This window comes from Pseudomonas trutticola BRTCR10, assembly GCF_056155105.1.
On sequence record NZ_CM149552.1, the window covers coordinates 2442186 to 2460132 of the forward strand.

Annotated in this window: 15 protein-coding genes and 1 pseudogene; all 16 read right to left on the minus strand. The window is 54.1% G+C overall.

Annotated elements, in window-relative coordinates:
- Positions 1-27 precede the first annotated feature (27 nt).
- The 16 genes and pseudogenes from ACVVH8_RS10945 to ACVVH8_RS11020 all read right to left on the minus strand — a co-directional run bounded on the left by ACVVH8_RS10945 (position 28) and on the right by ACVVH8_RS11020 (position 17946).
- Complete coding sequence (locus ACVVH8_RS10945; protein WP_475230025.1) at positions 28-525, minus strand: hypothetical protein; 498 nt, start codon at positions 523-525, stop codon at positions 28-30.
- Positions 526-545: 20 nt separating this feature from the next.
- Positions 546-1016 carry a hypothetical protein gene (locus ACVVH8_RS10950; protein ID WP_315445671.1) on the minus strand — a complete coding sequence of 157 codons (471 nt, stop codon included), beginning with the start codon at positions 1014-1016 and terminating at the stop codon, positions 546-548.
- Positions 1017-1079: 63 nt separating this feature from the next.
- Positions 1080-1406, minus strand: a complete 327-nt coding sequence (locus ACVVH8_RS10955; protein ID WP_475230028.1) for a hypothetical protein — start codon at positions 1404-1406, stop codon at positions 1080-1082.
- Positions 1407-1475: 69 nt separating this feature from the next.
- Complete coding sequence (locus ACVVH8_RS10960) at positions 1476-2105, minus strand: hypothetical protein (RefSeq protein WP_475231152.1); 630 nt, start codon at positions 2103-2105, stop codon at positions 1476-1478.
- A gap of 819 nt (positions 2106-2924) precedes the next feature.
- Positions 2925-3827, minus strand: a complete 903-nt coding sequence (locus tag ACVVH8_RS10965; RefSeq protein ID WP_475230031.1) for a hypothetical protein — start codon at positions 3825-3827, stop codon at positions 2925-2927.
- Between the two features lie 35 nt (positions 3828-3862).
- Positions 3863-4816, minus strand: a complete 954-nt coding sequence (locus ACVVH8_RS10970; RefSeq protein ID WP_475230034.1) for a hypothetical protein — start codon at positions 4814-4816, stop codon at positions 3863-3865.
- Between the two features lie 37 nt (positions 4817-4853).
- Entirely contained in the window at positions 4854-5768 is a 915-nt protein-coding gene (locus tag ACVVH8_RS10975) for a hypothetical protein (RefSeq protein WP_475230037.1), read from the minus strand.
- 37 nt (positions 5769-5805) lie between these two features.
- Positions 5806-6753 (minus strand): hypothetical protein, encoded by a 948-nt coding sequence (locus ACVVH8_RS10980; protein ID WP_475230040.1) that lies wholly within the window; start codon positions 6751-6753, stop codon positions 5806-5808.
- 36 nt (positions 6754-6789) lie between these two features.
- Positions 6790-7740 (minus strand): hypothetical protein, encoded by a 951-nt coding sequence (locus ACVVH8_RS10985; protein WP_475230043.1) that lies wholly within the window; start codon positions 7738-7740, stop codon positions 6790-6792.
- Between the two features lie 35 nt (positions 7741-7775).
- Positions 7776-8744: a DUF6708 domain-containing protein gene (locus ACVVH8_RS10990; RefSeq protein ID WP_475230046.1), complete on the minus strand. Its 969-nt coding sequence runs from the start codon at positions 8742-8744 to the stop codon at positions 7776-7778.
- Positions 8745-8780: 36 nt separating this feature from the next.
- Complete coding sequence (locus ACVVH8_RS10995; RefSeq protein WP_475230049.1) at positions 8781-9713, minus strand: hypothetical protein; 933 nt, start codon at positions 9711-9713, stop codon at positions 8781-8783.
- Positions 9714-9748: 35 nt separating this feature from the next.
- Entirely contained in the window at positions 9749-10693 is a 945-nt protein-coding gene (locus ACVVH8_RS11000; RefSeq protein WP_475230051.1) for a DUF6708 domain-containing protein, read from the minus strand.
- Positions 10694-10744: 51 nt separating this feature from the next.
- Positions 10745-11668 carry a hypothetical protein gene (locus ACVVH8_RS11005; protein ID WP_475230054.1) on the minus strand — a complete coding sequence of 308 codons (924 nt, stop codon included), beginning with the start codon at positions 11666-11668 and terminating at the stop codon, positions 10745-10747.
- Positions 11665-14952, minus strand: coding sequence for a toxin VasX (locus ACVVH8_RS11010; RefSeq protein WP_475230057.1), 3288 nt, complete (start codon positions 14950-14952; stop codon positions 11665-11667). Before ACVVH8_RS11010 ends, ACVVH8_RS11005 begins: the two co-directional genes overlap by 4 nt.
- On the minus strand, positions 14949-15815 hold the full coding sequence (locus ACVVH8_RS11015) for a DUF4123 domain-containing protein (RefSeq protein WP_213028230.1): 867 nt from the start codon (positions 15813-15815) through the stop codon (positions 14949-14951). The genes ACVVH8_RS11010 and ACVVH8_RS11015 overlap by 4 nt, the downstream gene beginning before the upstream one ends.
- Positions 15812-17946 (minus strand): annotated as a pseudogene (locus tag ACVVH8_RS11020) (type VI secretion system Vgr family protein). The gene ACVVH8_RS11015 and the pseudogene ACVVH8_RS11020 overlap by 4 nt, the downstream one beginning before the upstream one ends.
- Position 17947 lies beyond the last annotated feature (1 nt).

Genomic DNA, 17947 nt, shown 5'->3' on the forward strand with positions numbered 1-17947 from the left:
TGTACCGAGCATGCGCGCCGACGATGATCAGTTCCTGAAATACAACTCGTCCAGTTGGCGTCGGCGGATCGACAGATACTCGTCCCAAACCTTGGGGAAATCCTCGTCCCGAGTCAGCGGGAAGGTCAGATAAATGTGCATGCCCACCACGCTGATGTATTGCCGCTCACGTTTGAACGCCGGCTGTTCGTAATGCGAGATGCTCTCGTCGTAGGCGTGATGGTAGTGATAGATGCTCGCTCGATGGGGCGCGATCATGCCCCGCGCAAAGTCGATCACCCAGCAATGATTAATCGCTGCACTCAAGTAGCCGTACACACCGTCGCTTGAGAGCCGAATGCACGAACTGGCCTGAGTGCCGTCCTCATCGTTGACCAGAATGATCTGGTCAGCGAAGTACTTAATAGTCCTGTCGTCCGGCCCTTGCAGAACCAAGCCCCAGCCTTCCGCCCCCATGCGGAATTCGCCACGGTTTTCAAAAGTGGCGGTCCAGCCGTTGGCGAGCGTGATCTGACGTTTATTCATGGGATTTCCAATTCTTCGGGTTAAAGCGTTTCGAACTCGATGGTACAACCGTGGCTTTTCAGTCTTTCAAGTTCCTGCTCGAACGAGTACTTCGGGAGATCTGCGTTTTCTTTGTCATAGATTACCCGGAGCAATCTGAACAGCGCACCGATGGTTTGCTTACTGGTTTCATCGATGTCGGCGATCAGGTCATAACCCCCTGCGCAGAGAAACGCGTTCTTTTTGCGCAGGATGTAGTAGGCCGTGATGTTACAGAGCAAACCTTCCGCGTCGACGTAGTTCTGATCGAGGCTAGCAACGTACTCCTCAAACAGCCGGGTCAGCTGTTGTTGCGCTGAATCCTGATGCTTCAGCACCGCGCACATTCCTTGCCAGTTGCCTATATGCAAGTGATCGCCCCAGTCACAGCCTCGGGCAAAGTAGATCCCGTTGCCTTTGAAGAAATCCGCGATTTCATGGTGATCTAAAGCGTGTTGGAAAGTGGCCGTCACTGGCGAGGGTCCTGCTTGGGCTGATTGAGTGCGATGCTGCTTGAGTGTTCAGTTTCCCGGAGCCTAAAGACTCATGTCTGCTTCGATGCTTTCTTCGTAATTCGATAGTTTCTGCATGATGTTTTTGTCGTTCGAATACTTTTGCTTTAGCTGCGTCAGACGCTTGTCTGTGCCATTGCAGTAGTGGTTGATGGCACTGGTGACCTGACTGAGGCTGTCTGGATCTGCTGGGTCAGGCTCGGGGATTTCTCCTCTTAGCGAATCGCAGGTGTCCCTGTCTTTTGTGTAGCTGGAGACGTCCGGTGGCAGTGGACTGGTGGGATCGGCTGCTTGAGAGAAAGCCGCGAATGTCAGTGCGAGAATCAGAAAACAGGGCGCAGCGGTATCCATTCTGATGCTCATCGTTAGGTGACAGCTGATCATGAGGTCTTGCCCCGCTAGAGTTAAGGAACTTCAACATCACGGTCGATGAATGTCATCAAAATCATCGGCTTTTGGAGAGGCATGAATACCCTTGGCTTCTTGAGCGCGGTAATAAGCTTCAATCGTCAAGGAACGATCAATCCGCGCTTTCACGATGCAGGGCTGCGATTGCCATGGGTATTCCTCGAGCTGCTTGCTCAGCGTTTTGAGGCCACCTGCAATCCATCCCCTGCGCGCCTGGTCTCTCCATCGCCGAGGATTGCGACCGGTATTGGCATCGTGAATTACGGTTGTGGGGTCGAGATGACGGCTCTGTTCCAGCACTGGCAAGTCAGGTAGAGGTTGCGTGATATCCATGTAGCGTTGCAGGCAATCCCAAAAGGCCAAGGCATTATTTCGATCGAGCCCTAACGAGTGAAGTTTGACGGCGAGACAGATCTTGTTATCGGTGTAGCGATGATGCAACCACAGGGCGTAGTCATGAGAACCATAACCACTTGGCAGGAGCTGCAAGACAGGATCGAACTCTTCAAACGGCGCAACGAACATTCGCCGGAAACGTCTTTTAAACCTCAGCATGCCATCCGTTCGATTGAACTCACTGCCGTCGTAGACACTGATTTTGCTATGCAAAAAGAGCAGGACGTCGATACCGATTGCACCCATGAAATAAAGGCAGGCGCCTATCCACAATGCCCTATGTAGGTCACTGTTTCCCCAAAGTGCGTTTTCTTTCCAATAGACAATGGCTGAGAGAATAAAAAAGCCGGATAGCTGGATACGATGGACAGTTTTTTTTCCATCCATAAATAAGGCCAACGCAAAAATGGTGATAGCTACGGTGACTAGCGATGAGCACAGTACATAAAACGCTTCAATATCCTTTCTCCAGGTCGTAGGTAAAAAAGCAACTGTTATACCCGTTCCCCATGCAATCGTAGCGAAGAAGTGGCACATGAGTTTACTGACGAAAAGAAAATGCGGAATTTTACTCGAGTTCTGAAAACGCCAGCTCCTTGCGTCGCAGTAAACCTCTTCTTTATATCCCCGCTCTTTCTGATGCTGAAGTATGTTGGCCTCGTCGGCTTGCAACTGAGTGGTGACCTCCATCTCCGGCTCTAAGTAAGCATAATTTCCGAATGCAAGATGAGTATCGAAGCCACCAGAGCGGTTGTTGTCTTCAGCCCATTTTGGAGGGGGGAGGGGAGCTTTAGAGTCGCTATGGTAGGCCGTTGATGGGGGGCGGGGTTCTACACTGGTATTCATACAAGCATCCTGGCTTTGGTTGTCCGATTTTTACTGGCTTTTTGTGTTGGCGTTTTTCGCTATCTGTTTCGGTACTGAGCCCGAGGGTGAAAGCGATCCTTTGCGGCTGTCGGGTAAGGTCATGCCTTCACTTTTGTTTCGAGTAGCTTGGATGTTGCACTTTCGGGGTGAGCCTTTGTTGATGAAAGTGGACTCAGGTATTCCGGTTGTCGAAGACAGTCATGCGATTTGTGCTTCTAGTTCCGCTTCACGCTTGGTAATAGCTGTTTCCAACTCCGGGGAACGCTTGGCCCACTGCTCGGGTGGCAGGGGTTTTGACCATTCGATGATGTCGGGGTAGAGCAGATCGGGTGGGTAAGACAGTTTCAAGTTCTGCAGCTTTTCCGCGAAATAGGTTCCCAGAATCGTGATGCAGAATATCCCCCATACCACACCTATCAGGTCTCCCTTACGCAGATCGATGATGAGCGAACCGATTTGCGATTTTTCGTAGGGGGTAATACCCACTCGACTATTGGGTACGGCGTCCGGTCCTACCTCCATATAACTGCGGGTGCACTCCCACAACGCCATGGCCGTGGTGCCGCCGCCACAGTTGAAACCGAATGAAAAATGTTTGTTGTCTTCTTCGGCCTGCGGGTCTGGGTTCTCGAAGCCGATGATCAACAAGCCCATGGTGGCTTTACCGGCCTGGCTCACTGAGGAATGTTGCGTTGCTGCCGCCGTGACGCTTTCCCAGGGCACCAGCCAATATTCGCCATTTTCTCGCGGCACACATACCTCACGACGTTGCCGATTGAAGCGCACGGGTAGGGGGACATCGCGGAATAGGCCCTGGATCACAAACAAGATTGGGATACCCACGATAATTAATCCCCCACCCCACATTAGAGGGTCAGGCGTGATGTAACTCAAAAGCGCAAAGAGCATTACCATCGGCCAGATCACCATCACGGCTGAACCGATGCTGTAGTTTCCGATGTCGAGAAAAACCTCGTTTTTTCGCCAGATGGTGTTAAGCACATCACAGGGTTTTTCGCCTGTGGGGATGGGCAGAGGCGCCAAATAGTCGTTGCGCGAAAACAACCGTTTTTTTGTGGTGCCTGCCGGTGGAGTACTCATGTGCTTCCTTGGGTTGTAAGTCCCGCTACTCATCATCAAGCTAACGCTTGATCTGTCTGCGCGGCTAATTCGGCTTCACGCTTGGCGATAGCTTCTTCAAGTTCTGAGGAACGTTTGGCCCATTGCTCGGGTGGCAGTGGTTTTGACCATTCGATGATGTCTGGATAGAGCAGGTCAGGAGGAGGAGAGAGCTTCCATACCTGCAACATCATTGCGAGTGGTCCCCCCAAGAATATGGCTCCGATAATCAGCCACAAGGCTTTATCAATTTCCAGGGCTCGCATGTGCTGCAAGATTCCGCCTACGTATTCACAACAAACTCCCCAAAATACATTTCTGCCGCGTAACTTTTCCCGACCTCTTTCAAAGTCATTGGTGATCGGTAACGCTTCTGGCCCTATCTCCATGTAGCTGCGCATGCACTCCCACAAGGCCATGGCCGTGGTGCCTCCGCCACAATTGAAACCGAATGAAAAATGTTTGTTGTCTTCTTCGGCCTGTGGGTCTGGGTTCTCAAAGCCGATGATCAGCAAACCCATGGTGGCTTTACCGGCCTGGCTCACTGAGGAATGTTGCGTCGCTGCCGCCGTGACGCTTTCCCAGGGCACTAGCCAGTATTCGCCATTCTCTCGAGGCACACATACTTCACGACGTTGCCGATTGAAGCGCACGGGCAAGGGGACATCGCGGAGCAGGCCCTGAACAATAAAGAGCGCGGGTACTCCAATTATGATTCCCCCTACAATCAAGATCATTGCAGGCTTGGGGGTGATGTACGCCATCAGCGCTAGTAGCACCACCATCGGCCACAGCACCATCACCGCCGAACCGATGCTGTAGTTGCCGATGTCGAGAAAAACCTCGTTTTTACGCCAGATGGTGTTAAGCACATCACAGGGTTTTTCACCTGTGGGGATGGGCAACGGCGCCAGATAATCGTTACGCGAAAACAACCGTTTATTTGTGGTGCCTGCCGGTGGCGTACTCAATGTGCTTCCCTTGGGTTGTAAGTCCGGTCTCTCATCATCAAGCTAATGCTTGATCCGTCTGGGCGGCTAATTCGGCTTCACGCTTGGCGATAGCTTCTTCCAGTTCTGAGGAACGCTTGGCCCACTGCTCGGGTGGCAGGGGTTTTGACCATTCGATGATGTCGGGGTAGAGCAGGTCGGGTGGGTAAGACAGTTTCAAGTTCTGCAACTTTTCCGCGAAATAGGTTCCCAGAATCGTGATGCAGAATATCCCCCATACCACACCTATCAGGTCGCCCTTACGCAGGTCGATGATGAGCGAGCCGATTTGCGATTTTTCGTAAGGGGTAATACCTACTCGGCTATTGGGTACGGCGTCCGGCCCTACCTCCATGTAACTGCGGGTGCACTCCCACAAGGCCATGGCCGTGGTGCCACCGCCACAGTTGAAACCGAATGAAAAATGTTTGTTGTCTTCTTCGGCGTGCGGGTCTGGGTTCTCAAAGCCGATGAACAGTAAGCCCATGGTGGCTTTACCTGCCTGGCTCACCGAGGAATGTTGCGTCGCTGCCGCTGTGACGCTTTCCCAAGGCACTAGCCAATATTCGCCATTCTCTCGCGGCACACATACTTCACGACGTTGCCGATTGAAGCGCACGGGTAGGGGGACATCGCGGAATAGGCCCTGGATCACAAACAAGATTGGGATACCCACGATGATTAATCCCCCTCCCCATATCAGAGGGTCAGGCGTGATGTAACTCAAAAGCGCAAAAAGCATGACCATCGGCCAGATCACCATCACGGCTGAACCGATGCTGTAGTTTCCGATGTCGAGAAAAACCTCGTTTTTTCGCCAGATGGTGTTTAGCACATCACAGGGTTTTTCACCCGTGGGGATGGGCAGCGGCGCTAAATAATCGTTACGCGAAAACAACCGTTTTTTTGTGGTGCCTGCCGGTGGCGTACTCATCTGCTTCCCTTGGCTTTATAAGTCCCGCTACTCATCATCAAGCTAATGCTTGATCCGTCTGGGCGGCTAATTCGGCGTCACGCTTGGCGATAGCTTCTTCCAGTTCTGGGGAGCGTTTGGCCCATTGCTCCGGCGGCAGCGGTTTCGACCATTCAATGATTTCGGGATAGGTCAGGTCGGGTGGCGGATTCAATTTCCAACGTTCAAGCACGTCAATCAGCAGCGTGTTAAAAATGAAAATGCCGCAAAAGCCTTCCCACAAAACGGTTATAAACCATCCTCTCAACTTAGCGGCTTTCTTCAGATCGTCGAAATAGGTAGCCCATATTCCTTTGGATCTGTCGAAACGAGCCGTCTGATCCTCAACAGCATTCGGACCAATTTCCATGTAACTACGCATGCATTCCCAAAGCGCCATGGCGGTGGTGCCGCCGCCACAGTTAAAACCCAGTGAAAAGTGTTTGTTGTGATCTTTTGCCTGTGGATCAGGGTTCTCAAATCCAATGATTAAAAGGCCCATCGTGGCTTTACCTGCTTGGCTAACCGATGAGTGCTGCGTTGCCGCTGCGGTTACGCTCTCCCACGGGACTATCCAATATTCGCCGCCCTCTCGCGGGACGCATACCTCACGGCGCTGGCGGTTGAATCGTATCGGTAAAGGTACTGGACGTAACAAACCCTGCACCAGAATCATGGATGGAATTCCGATAATGATCCCACCACCAATAAGAATAAAAACACTGAGATCTGGTGAAATATTTCTGAAACCAAAGGCCAGAGATAAAAACAGCATTAGTGTTGGCCACATGACCATTACCGTTGATCCTACGCTGTAGTTACCAATATCGAGAAACGTATCGTTCTTGCGCCAGATAGTGTTGAGTACATCTGAGGGTTTTTCGCCGGTAGGGATGGGCAGCGGCGCCAAATAATCGTTGCGCGAAAACAACCGTTTTCTAGTGGTGTCTGCCGGTGGCGAACTCATGTGCTTCCTTTGGGTTGTAAGTCCAGCTACTCATCATCAAGCTAATGCTTGATCCGTCTTGGCGGCTAATTCGGCCTCACGCTTTGCGATGGCTTCTTCCAGTTCTAGGGAACGCTTGGCCCATTGTTCGGGTGGCAGCGGTTTTGACCATTCGATGATGTCTGGATAGAGCAGGTCAGGAGGAGGAGAGAGCTTCCATACCTGCAACATCATTGCGAGTGGTCCGCCCAAGAATATGGCTCCGATAATCAGCCACAAGGCTTTATCAATTTCCAGGGCTCGCAGGTGCTGAATAATGCCGCCCATGTATTCACAACAAACGCCCCAAAACACATTTCTGCCGCGTAACTTGTCCCGACCCTTTTCAAAGTCATTGGTGATCGGTAACGCTTCTGGCCCTATCTCTATGTAGCTGCGCATGCACTCCCACAAGGCCATGGCCGTGGTGCCACCGCCACAGTTGAATCCGAATGAAAAATGTTTGTTGTCTTCTTTGGCCTTCGGGTCAGGGTTCTCAAAGCCGATGATCAACAAGCCCATGGTGGCTTTACCAGCCTGGCTCACCGAGGAATGTTGCGTCGCTGCCGCCGTGACGCTTTCCCAGGGCACCAGCCAATATTCGCCATTCTCTCGAGGCACACATACTTCACGACGTTGCCGATTGAAGCGCACGGGCAAGGGCACATCGCGGAATAGGCCCTGGATCACAAACAAGATTGGGATACCCACGATGATTAATCCCCCTCCCCATATCAGAGGGTCAGGCGTGATGTAACTCAAAAGCGCAAAAAGCATGACCATCGGCCAGATCACCATCACGGCTGAACCGATGCTGTAGTTGCCGATGTCGAGAAAAACCTCGTTTTTTCGCCAGATGGTGTTAAGCACATCACAGGGCTCTTCACCCGTGGGGATGGGCAGCGGCGCTAAATAATCGTTACGCGAAAACAACCGTTTATTTGTGGTGCCTGCCGGTGGCGTACTCATGTGCTTCCTTGCGTTGTAAGTCCCGCTACTCATCATCAAGCTAACGCTTGATCTGTCTGGGCGGCTAATTCGGCTTCACGCTTGGCGATAGCTTCTTCCAGTTCTGAGGAACGCTTGGCCCATTGTTCGGTTGGCAGCGGTTTTGACCATTCGATGATGTCTGGATAGAGCAGATCAGGAGGAGGAGAGAGCTTCCATACCTGCAACATCATTGCGAGTGGTCCGCCCAAGAATATGGCTCCGATAATCAGCCACAAGGCTTTATCAATTTCCAGGGCTCGCATGTGCTGAATAATGCCGCCTATGTATTCACAACAAACGCCCCAAAACACATTTCTGCCGCGTAACTTTTCTCGACCCCTTTCAAAGTCATTGGTGATCGGTAACGCTTCTGGCCCAATCTCCATGTAGCTGCGCATGCACTCCCACAAGGCCATGGCCGTGGTGCCACCGCCACAGTTGAATCCGAATGAAAAATGTTTGTTGTCTTCTTTGGCCTGCGGATCTGGGTTCTCAAAGCTGATGATCAACAAGCCCATGGTGGCTTTACCAGCCTGGCTCACCGAGGAATGTTGCGTCGCTGCCGCCGTGACGCTTTCCCAGGGCACTAGCCAGTATTCGCCATTCTCTCGAGGCACACATACTTCACGACGTTGCCGATTGAAGCGCACGGGCAAGGGGACCTCGCGAAATAAGCTCCGGATTAAGATCAAAATAGGGATTGTCATAATAGCCGCCCCCAAAAACAAAACATCCTGGCTAAAGTCAGAGTTGAGATTTCGAGTAAAGAAAGACATTGCTAAAAACACCATCACGCCCGGCCACATCACCATCACGGCTGAACCGATGCTGTAATTGCCAATGTCGAGAAATACGTCGTTCTTTCGCCAGATGGTGTTAAGCACATCACAGGGTTTTTCGCCTGTGGGGATGGGCAACGGCGCCAAATAATCGTTGCGCGAAAACAACCGTTTTTTCGTGGTGCCTGCCGGTGGCGTACTCATGTGCTTCCCTTGGGTTGTAAGTCCCGTTACTCATCATCAAGCTAATGCTTGATCTGTCTGGGCGGCTAATTCGGCTTCACGCTTGGCGATAGCTTCTTCCAGTTCTGGGGAGCGTTTGGCCCATTGCTCGGGCGGCAGGGGTTTTGACCATTCGATGATGTCGGGGTAGAGCAGATCGGGTGGGTAAGACAGTTTCAAGTTCTGCAGCTTTTCCGCGAAATAGGTTCCCAGAATCGTGATGCAGAATATCCCCCATACAACACCTATCAGGTCTCCCTTACGCAGATCGATGATGAGCGAACCGATTTGCGATTTTTCGTAGGGGGTAATACCCACTCGGCTATTGGGTACGGCGTCCGGCCCTACCTCCATATAACTGCGGGTGCACTCCCACAAGGCCATGGCCGTGGAGCCACCGCCACAGTTGAATCCGAATGAAAAATGTTTGTTGTCTTCTTCGGCGTGAGGGTCTGGGTTCTCAAAGCCGATGATCAACAAGCCCATGGTGGCTTTACCGGCCTGGCTCACAGAGGAATGTTGCGTCACTGCTGCGGTTACGCGCTCCCACGGGAGTATCCAATATTCGCCATGATCTCGTGGCACACATACTTCACGACGTTGCCGATTAAAGCGCACGGGTAAGGGTACATCGCGGAATAGGGCTTGGATCAAAATCCAAATAGGGATGGCCAAAATAGCGGCACCCAAATATAAAATATCCTCGCTGAAATCAGAGTTGAGATTTCGAGTAAAGAAAGACATTGCTAAAAACACCATCACGCCCGTCCACATCACCATCACGGCTGAACCGATGCTGTAATTGCCAATGTCGAGAAATACGTCGTTCTTTCGCCAGATGGTGTTAAGCACATCACAGGGTTTTTCATCTGTGGGGATGGGCAACGGCGCCAAATAATCGTTACGCGAAAACAACCGTTTTTTTGTGGTGCCTGCCGGTGGCGTACTCATGTGCTGCCCTTGGGTTGTAGTCCCGCTACTCATCATCAAGCTAATGCTTGATCTGTCTGCGCGGCTAATTCGGCTTCACGCTTGGCGATAGCTTCTTCTAGTTCTGGGGAACGCTTTGCCCACTGCTCTGGCGATAGTGGTTTTGACCATTCTTTTATTTCCGGGACAATTAGGTCTGGTGGCGGGACCAATTTGCGCTCTTGCAAATAAAACCCCAGTGGGGCGCCTAGAAAAACAGTAAAGAAAATATCTTTGAATGAAGATTTGAAATCCCCCTTGGCAGCAGATTTCAAAGCGTCAAATAGGATGCTGATAGTCCAGCCAATCAATCCCTTTCCGGTGTTTTCACCCTCAAAGTTGCATTTTGGGACGGCATCAGGCCCGATCTCCATAAAACTGCGCATACACTCCCAAAGGCTCATGGCCGTTTCACCGCCGCCGCAATTGAATCCCAGGCTGAAGTCGCGTTCCTTTTCAGGCGCATCAGGATCGGGATTTCGAAAGCCGACGACTAGTAAGCCTTGTGTGGTTTTACCGTGCTGTCCGACAGAGTCCATTGCTACTGCTTGGGCGGTGACTTGCTCCCAAGGCACGATCCAGTAGCGGCCATCGTCGAATGGCACACAGACTTCGCGGCGTTGGCGGTTGAATCGAACAGGGGGAGGTGCAGGGCTAAATAGACTTTTTACTACTAAAATAATCGGTATGCCCACCATGAAGAATGAGAGCGCCAATGCTTCCCAGAAAATTCCGGAATTACGTTCATGGTGGACAAGCCAAATACACAACAGCAGCACCGGCCAGATGACCATTACAGCAGAGCCAATGCTGTAAGAGCCAATATCAAGGGACACCTCATTTTTTCGCCAAATAGTGTTGAGTACATCCTTGGGCGGTTGCCCCGTAGGGACAGCCGGTGGTGCCAGATAATCCTCTCGTGACAACAGTCCTTTGCGGCTTCCGGGTGTGGCTGAAGTCATGCCTTCTCCTTGGGCTTCAAACGTTAGAACTCTCCGGCTCTTAATTTTTATTCATTGCACCGTCTGCATAGCCAATTCGGCTTCACGCTTTGCGATGGCTTCTTCCAATTCTGGGGAACGCTTGGCCCATTGTTCGGGTGGCAGCGGTATTGACCATTCAATAATGTCGGGGTAGAGCAGATCGGGTGGGTAAGACAGTTTCAAGTTCTGCAGCTTTTCCGCGAAATAGGTTCCCAGAATCGTGATGCAGAATATCCCCCATACAACACCTATCAGGTCTCCCTTACGCAGATCGATGATGAGCGAACCGATTTGCGATTTTTCGTAGGGGGTAATACCAACTCGACTATTGGGTACGGCGTCCGGTCCTACCTCCATGTAACTGCGGGTGCACTCCCACAACGCCATGGCCGTGGTGCCGCCGCCACAGTTGAAACCGAATGAAAAATGCTTGTTGTCTTCCTTAGCCTGCGGATCTGGGTTTTCAAAGCCGATGATCAACAAGCCCATGGTGGCTTTACCGGCCTGGCTCACTGAGGAATGTTGTGTTGCTGCCGCCGTGACGCTTTCCCAAGGCACCAGCCAATATTCACCATTTTCACGCGGTACACATACTTCACGACGTTGCCGATTGAAGCGCACGGGCAAGGGGACATCGCGGAGCAGGCCCTGAACAATAAAGAGCGCGGGTATACCAATAATGATTCCTCCTCCCACAAGAATAAATACACTGAGATCGGGAGAGATATTTCTAAACGCAAAGGCCAGTCCCAAAAAGAGCATCATCGTCGGCCATATCACCATCACCGCCGAGCCAATGCTGTAATTACCAATGTCGAGAAACACCTCGTTTTTACGCCAGATGGTGTTAAGCACATCGCAAGGTTTCTCGCCAGTAGGGATGGGCAGCGGCGCTAAATAGTCGTTGCGCGAAAACAACCGTTTTTTTGTGGTGCCTGCCGGTGGCGTACTCATTTCTGTTCCTTGGGTTGCAGGTAAATCGACTCGGGTTTCTGATCGCCGAGCGCGTAGCTTGGCACACGATCCAGCTCAGGTGTCGGATCATCCCGCAGGGCAATTACCCCGGTGTTATCACTCAGGGTAAAGGCTACCCCACGTGCACCACCGACAAAATTTTCGCCGCCCAGCATCGCGATCAATGGCGTGCGATATCGCAATCGTAAAGACACCGTGCTCGGCAGTGTACTAAAGACGTTCGAGACGGGCTGGAACGCTCCACTTAGGCGCAAGCCCTGACCCTCTTGGAAAGGTATCCATTTGCAGGTGCTGGTCTTCAGCCAGAGCATTGCCAGATCTCGCCACGGACGCGGTGGTTTGTAGGCGGAGTACGGGCTGTTTTTGATCAGGTCGCGTGACGCCTGAGTATCGACCGGATCGCCGGCCATGCTCAGTTCGAGGTAGGCACTGTCAGGCTCGGCTCCCGGCAAGTCGATGGTCAGCGAGATGATTTCGCTTTGCGAGGCCAGTCCAGAAGGGCCACTGGAACTCACCATCACAGAGCGGCTTTCCATGCTTACTCGAGGTGTGTACAGAATGCCGTATAGCAGATTGAGTTCGTCTTGCTGAGCCTTTGCCGCGATAGGATCAAGATTGCCTGCCCGCTCCTTTGACCAGCAACAGAAGTTGAGGAAGTTTTGCATCGGCGTCTGCTGAAAAAACCAGGTGATCAGGTACAGCGCGCCTAAAATGAAAATAACCCAATTCAGCGGGCCCATGCACAACGAATAACGCATGATGGCGGCTTCGACTTCGATCAGACCGGCCAAGGCTCTCGCTGTCTGACCGAACCCTAGTAGTGCTTGTGCGCCATAGGCGGTAATTTGTCCCGCCACCACGGTCTGGCGCATCGTCAGCCACGGATCGATGTGCGTTTGTGCGCTTTCTAGTTGTTTTTGCAGAGATTTAAACTCCGCTCCAGCAGCAACCAACGACAACCCACCGATCACCCCACCAAACAAGGTAAGGGTTGGCGCTAGTGTTTGACCTCTACCAATTTCCTTAACTCCCAACCCCTTCCGCACCTGACTATCAATCACCGCCACCAGCGCCGCTGCCGCGTACAATGACGCCGAAACAGTGTCGTTCACCCGCTGATTGTCCATTCCCTCCAGCTTCCCAGCCTGGCTCAAATAGTTACTCGCATTGAACGTATTCAGCAGCAATGCCGCGAGTGGTACGACCCCGCCACTGCTGGTTACGAAGCTGGAATTGGTAATACCTGCCACGCGGCCGGCACCAATGGCTTTTCCGGTGGTGTTAGCCCATTGCGTCAGCCCTTCGGCACTTTGACCCAGCAACTTCCATACCTGTCGGCCAGCTTCGCTCACAGCTTGTAAACGCACATCGCTGCCCAAGCGAGCAGCAACCAATATGCCGAGCCAGGCGCTACTGAAAGTCTTCGCGCCTTTGAGTAGCAGCAGCGAAGCCGCCATACGATTGACCAGCACGCTCCATGCACTTTTAGCGTCACGGGCCATGGAGGCGATGTCATCCAGAATCGGTGCAGTCAGTGGTGCAAGTGCCTGACGGGTCGCGGTGACGTTATCGGATTCGAGCGCTGCCATTAGCTCGCCCAAACGGGTTGTGTTGTTAATACCCGCATCGATCGAAGGCGCCCAAGCGCGGAACAGTTGCGTCAGTGCACCGCCATCGGCCGCTCGCACATAGTCGGCATATTGCTCGGCGCCCTTCGCACGAATGCACTGGGCGGTCAGGCAACCAGTGGCCATTTCGCTCAACCAGTTCCGCGTTTCCAGGTCGTTGTAGTCGACAAACCAGGTGCCATTGTCTGAGCGTTTGAGGTACGAGCCTCGATCCTCAAACAGTACTGTATGTCGCTGTTCAATCTGCTTGAAATGCGTGGGGGCGGTGGTGTCGAGCCAGGTGTTCATCGCCTCAAGATCGATGTACTTACTCACCTTGGCACTGAGGAAGTCGTCGTCGAGGTTGGCCTGTTTTTCGGCACGGTACTCGCGCACCACGTATTCCGCTTCGTTGTACAAATCTGCCGGAATGAAGGCCCGCACAGGTGCCACGATTTCGGCAATACGCGCATCACGCGCAGTGGCTTCAGTTCGACTTGGCTGGCCGCCGTATCGACGTGCCTGGGTTTCTGCCCTGAGTTGATCATCCAGTTTGTGCTGAGCATCGAGTATGGTCCGGCCTTGATCAGGCGTGAGCTTGATGTCTCGGTCCTTGTAGCGGTAACTGAGTGTGCCAGCCAACTCGGCTCCGTCTTCGGTGATCAAGCTGCGAATGAATCCGCCGATGCTCAAGCGCAGGTTGTTATCACCGACCCATTTTTCATGGCCCGCTTCGACCAATTCCTGCTCATGGTTGATATCGCGTAACACCCCCAAGTCATCATCCAGCGCAGCAAACACCGCATAAAGCGGCGCCGACTCACTCTTGGCCTTATCCAGCCAGGCTTGAGTGGGTGCCACTTCCCAGGGTGTAGCGCTCCAGGTCCCGGGCTCTTCCGCTGGTTTCCCCGGTGGCTGTGCACTGGCTGCCTGTTCGCGTTCGTGGAGGGACTGCGAGCTGGCGGAGTAGGCTTTGATGTTTTCCTGAGTAGGAGCGGCTTTTGCCACTTTGCGTTGTTCTTTGACGTCTTCACGCTGGGCCGCACCGTTCTGCTGATAATCATGCGCAAGGGCTTGATCACGTACCTTGGGCATCAGTTCGGCGACAAGTGTCGGGGCTTTTTCGAGTGGCGGGCAGTGTTTGGCCGTCAGGTTTGTGGCGACTTTGGTGAGTGCTACCTGACGCATGCGTTTGCGTCGTTCGCCGTTCTTTTTCAGGCTCTCGCAGGCGTCTTTGCTCAGCGGTCTTTCGCTGTAGAGCATCCAGGCGTCGGTGCTTTTGTTCAGGGCGATACCGGCTTTTTCGCCTGTGGCGATCTCGGCGTGGGGTTGGGTGAGCGACTGCTCGACCAGCAGGCCATCTGCGCCTACGCCGTAGCGTTTCAATGGGCCTTCGGCATGCCACAGGTAGACATAACCTGCGCGCAGGCGACGCAGTGCCATCGGGTGGCTTTTGGTCGGGCTGGGAGGTTTGAAGTCAGCATGTTCGGCGGCCTGTTCGGCCTTCGCGTAGCGTGCGGGAACAATGAAAATTTCCGGGTGTTTGGCCGGGCAGGTGGTACCTGGGCTCGACAGTTCCTCGTCGCCGAACTGGCATTGTGCAGCCTGATCGGCGGCGGCCAGATTGCGGTTTTTATCGAGCGGTTGGGCAGTCATGCAAAAGACTCCTTGTCAGTTAGCAGCCAATGGCGATGCAGTTCTACCAACAAGGCATCCAGGCGTTGTGTGGCGTTAAGCGTGGGTTCTTGCAGAATCTCGCGGTAGGCCTGATGTTCCGGCGCTCGCGGAAACTCGGTGCCATGTTCGGCAACCAGCGCTGACCAGCGCGCCACTTCCTTGGGCGCCGAGTAACCGTGGCTGGCGGCGCCTTCGCGGCAGAGCACTGCCCATTGTTGCTGCTCCGTGGACGAGCGCTGGGCCAGGCAATCAGGGAAGTAGGTGTTGACGTGCTCCAGCAGCTGTTGATCAAACAGCTCCAGCTTGCCTTGATTGAGCTGTTGCAACTGTTGCTCATCGAGGTATAGCCACGGTCGCTCGGCATATTGCTGGGCACTTTGGCGATCTTGCTCACGAACGATCCACTGTTCTTGCTCACCCTCTCGGGCCGGCAGACGCACGCGGCGGATCGGTCCCATCAAGTGATCTTTTTCAGCTGGACTCAGGGGCGGCAACCAATGGCGCATGACTCGCGGGTCGTAGTATCGAAACAGCATTGACGCATCACCGGTCACCCGTACATGGATCAGGCTGCGCAGATGTTCAGTCAATTGCTGAATGGGCGCATCACTTTCGATGATCAGGCCGGCATCGTTTTGCCAGTCCTCAGTGAAGGCTTTTTCGAGTGCGGTGTTGGCGCGCAAGACGACCAGCGCAGGGCCGACATCAAACACCTCTTGCAAGGGGGTTGAGTGGTAAAGCCATTCGACAATCGGGTTTTCATCCAGGCTGTATACGCGGGCCGGAAGGTTTTCGATCTTTGCTCCATCCAGAAGCAGATAACGTGTGGTACCGGGGATCATTTCATCGCCTTCAGTTTTTCGCATATCTCGCAGACTGGCTGAGCCGTTGTGGCTGCTCGTTGCAGGGTTTGACGCAAGGCCGGCACCAGCAACTGTCCGGCCTTATCTGCATCCGCCTGCTTCAACGGCCCCGGCAACAGCGGCGCCGCTCCCGTGCCACTGCCCGGGCCACCACCGGAGTTGATGTTGATCACCGGCCCGCTCATGGTCACTCCGCCGGCATCGATCTTGATGAAGCTGCCGCCACCGATCAGGGTCAGCTCGGCGCCGGCTTCCAGCACGACTTTCATGCCGCTGCTCAGGTGAATTTCCTGCCCGGCATCAATGAACTGCCCAGTCCCAATCTTGACGTGCTGATTCACCCCAACCGTCAGGTGATCATTGGCCTGCGCCTCAACCTTGCGGTNGCATCAATGAACTGCCCAGTCCCAATCTTGACGTGCTGATTCACCCCAACCGTCAGGTGATCATTGGCCTGCGCCTCAACCTTGCGGTCCTCATAAACCGTGTGATGTTCCTCAGCCTTGAATTCCGTGTAGCTGTTCTTCTCGACCGTGTCGTGACGCTCATTGCCGACCCGAATCTTCTGGTCGTGCTCGATGTTTTCGTCCCAATCACGCTGGGCATGCAGGTAGATCTGCTCCTGACCTTTCTTGTCTTCGATGCGCAGTTCGTTGTAGCCGCTGCCGCCCATGGAGCTCAGGGTTTTGAAGGTGCTGCGCGTCTTGTTCGCCGGCAGTTCGTAGGGAACGGTGTTTTCCTTGTGGTACAGGCAGCCGCTGATCAGTGGTTGATCTGGGTCGCCTTCTAGGAACGTCACCAGCACTTCCATGCCGATGCGCGGGATGGCGATGCCGCCGTACTGGGCGCCGGCCCAGGCGCTGGAGACGCGCAGCCAGCAGCTGGTCTTGTCGTCGGCCTGGCCTTCGCGGTCCCAGTGGAACTGGACCTTGACGCGGCCGTACTCGTCGCAGTGGATTTCTTCACCTTTGGGGCCAGTGACCACGGCGCTCTGGCTGCCGAGGATGCGCGGTTTCGGGTGGCGCAGGGGCGGGCGGTTGGGCACGTCCCACGGGGTGGCCTGGAAGCGGTTGCGGTAGCCCTGGTGGAAATCGTCTTTCAGCGCGGTGGTGTCGCTGGTCACCGACTCTTCGAGGACTTGCGGCTGTTTGCCTTCGTGGAGGATTTCGGTGAGCAGCCAGAGGTCGTTCCACTTGGCTTTCGGGTGCGCGGTCAGCGCGAGGAAATGGCCGCTGACCAGCAACGGTTGATCGCTTTTGCCTTCAGCCAATTGGAAGTCGCTGCGGTGGCGTTCGAGGGCGCGTTTGGCCAGATGTTTGCCGCGCTCGCGGTCGACGAAGCGGCCCGGATAGTCGTAGTCCTCGAGGTCGGGCAGGGCGTCGCCACGGTTTTCGCTTTCGAGGGTGATTCGCGGTTTTTCGAAGTCGTAATCGCGACGCGTGGTGCGGCTGGTGCGGGTTTCCAGGCGCAGGTCGAAGCGCTTGATCACCGGGTCACTGGCGACCATGCCGGAGTCTTGCTGATAGGCCACGGGTTTGAGTTTCGGGAACACCGTCTGGTCATCGCCGAAGATCAGTTTGTGTGCGGTGGCGCTGTGCTGGAAGTGGTAGTGAATGCCTTCTTCCTCGCACAGGCGCTGGATGAAGTGCAGGTCCGACTCGTCGTACTGCACGCAATAAATGCGCTCGGGGTAGATCGAGTGGGTCTGGAATTCGTAGGCGTTGCTCTGGATGCCGTGCTCTTCGAGGACCATGCCTATGATTTTCGGCACGCTGAGGTTCTGGAAGATGCGCTGGTTGATCCGGTGCGCGAGGTACGCCAGTTGCGGGCGCAGGGTCACGGAATAACGGGTCAGGCGCTTGCCCGAGTCACCTTGCGCGGCGCGGTAGATCTGGCCGTGGATGCCGCTGCCGTCGGGCGACAGTTGCAGGAAGGCCGGTTTGTGCAGGAGGGTTTCAAGGTCCAGCGACGGCTGCTCACTGACCAGTTCCACTTCGAAGACAAAAGGCTGGCTGATGGCCTCCCGGCCTTGCAGGGTAAACACCTGAAAGTCGGCGGAAAGACCTTCGATGGTCAGGGCAAAGTGAGTTTCATTGGCCGGCGCGAACATC

What these genes read in the sequence shown, in the direction of transcription:
- ACVVH8_RS10965 (WP_475230031.1), bottom strand. Translation starts at nt 3,827, where the DNA reads ATGAGTACTCCACCGGCAGGCACCACAAAAAAACGGTTGTTTTCGCGC.
- ACVVH8_RS10955 (WP_475230028.1), bottom strand. Translation starts at nt 1,406, where the DNA reads ATGGATACCGCTGCGCCCTGTTTTCTGATTCTCGCACTGACATTCGCG.
- ACVVH8_RS11000 (WP_475230051.1), bottom strand. Translation starts at nt 10,693, where the DNA reads ATGACTTCAGCCACACCCGGAAGCCGCAAAGGACTGTTGTCACGAGAG.
- ACVVH8_RS10995 (WP_475230049.1), bottom strand. Translation starts at nt 9,713, where the DNA reads ATGAGTACGCCACCGGCAGGCACCACAAAAAAACGGTTGTTTTCGCGT.
- ACVVH8_RS10945 (WP_475230025.1), bottom strand. Translation starts at nt 525, where the DNA reads ATGAATAAACGTCAGATCACGCTCGCCAACGGCTGGACCGCCACTTTT.
- ACVVH8_RS11015 (WP_213028230.1), bottom strand. Translation starts at nt 15,815, where the DNA reads ATGATCCCCGGTACCACACGTTATCTGCTTCTGGATGGAGCAAAGATC.
- ACVVH8_RS10980 (WP_475230040.1), bottom strand. Translation starts at nt 6,753, where the DNA reads ATGAGTTCGCCACCGGCAGACACCACTAGAAAACGGTTGTTTTCGCGC.
- ACVVH8_RS10960 (WP_475231152.1), bottom strand. Translation starts at nt 2,105, where the DNA reads ATGGGTGCAATCGGTATCGACGTCCTGCTCTTTTTGCATAGCAAAATC.
- ACVVH8_RS10985 (WP_475230043.1), bottom strand. Translation starts at nt 7,740, where the DNA reads ATGAGTACGCCACCGGCAGGCACCACAAATAAACGGTTGTTTTCGCGT.
- ACVVH8_RS10975 (WP_475230037.1), bottom strand. Translation starts at nt 5,768, where the DNA reads ATGAGTACGCCACCGGCAGGCACCACAAAAAAACGGTTGTTTTCGCGT.
- ACVVH8_RS11010 (WP_475230057.1), bottom strand. Translation starts at nt 14,952, where the DNA reads ATGACTGCCCAACCGCTCGATAAAAACCGCAATCTGGCCGCCGCCGAT.
- ACVVH8_RS11005 (WP_475230054.1), bottom strand. Translation starts at nt 11,668, where the DNA reads ATGAGTACGCCACCGGCAGGCACCACAAAAAAACGGTTGTTTTCGCGC.
- ACVVH8_RS10990 (WP_475230046.1), bottom strand. Translation starts at nt 8,744, where the DNA reads ATGAGTACGCCACCGGCAGGCACCACGAAAAAACGGTTGTTTTCGCGC.